The sequence below is a fragment of the Sphingomonas sp. ABOLE genome, assembly GCF_003950455.1.
Lineage (GTDB): Bacteria > Pseudomonadota > Alphaproteobacteria > Sphingomonadales > Sphingomonadaceae > Sphingomonas > Sphingomonas trueperi.
Window position 1 is genome coordinate 1 of the sequence record NZ_QQWY01000114.1, and the last position, 812, is coordinate 812.

Annotated in this window: 1 protein-coding gene; it reads right to left on the reverse strand. The window is 67.7% G+C overall.

Going from position 1 to position 812, the window contains the following annotated elements:
- Nucleotides 1-53: 53 nt before the first annotated feature.
- A complete protein-coding gene (locus tag CA234_RS24135; RefSeq protein WP_126002948.1) occupies nucleotides 54-359 on the reverse strand; it encodes a hypothetical protein in 306 nt (101 codons plus the stop codon).
- Between the last annotated feature and the right edge of the window lie 453 nt (nucleotides 360-812).

Consider the following 812-nt stretch of genomic DNA (forward strand, 5'->3'; position numbering starts at 1 on the left):
CGCAGCTTCTTGATGGTGATTTCCACGGTGACATCCTTCCGATTTTGGCGGGCTCAGGCGGGAACCGCGGCGAGCAGGAGATGCGGGGGAATGACGAAGCGGGCGAACATCTCGATCGGGCCGTCGCCCTCGCGCTCGAGGCGGGAATCGAGGTGCTGGAGGTAGCTCCATGCCTCGGCGGCTTCGAGGTCGACCCACTCGTCGGCCATCGAGGTGTGGCGGCAAAATTCCGGGGTCATTTGCGACCAGTCCAGGGCGTCGAGAAAGCGCGCGCGTCGCTCGGCGAAACGGGCGATCCTCGCGCAATCCAAGGCGATGATGTCGATGCAGGTTGAGAGGAGCATGGTGCTGCCTTTCACGCAGGTTGAGACCGCCCTCTCTTTCCCTCTCCACTCTCGGCCGCAGGCCGATCAGCCGCGCGAAGCGTGGGCGCCGGCGAGGCGTAGCCAGCGCGCCCAAGCCAGAGGGCTTGGCCGCGATGCGAGCGAGCCGGAGGGGGCGGCAGGAAATTCCCGGTTCGTCGCAAAAGCCGGCAAAAATTGCCGGGTGTGCCGCTACGGATCTCGCGATTGATCTATGATCAGAGTCTGCGGCAGCCCCTTACCGGAGGGGGGAAGGTCGCCGCGCGCGACGCCGCCAGCGAGCCCCGGCGGGGGCGAGGCTGGTGGTGGCGCGCGCGGCGACCTGGCGTGGGGGGAACCAGTAGGGTTCACCCCACTCCCGAAAGCACGACAAAGGGCCAGCGCCGGGGAGGGATCGCCCCGGGGCTGGCCAGTCTCTTTCCTGCCAAGGAAACGGGGGAGGGCGGCGCG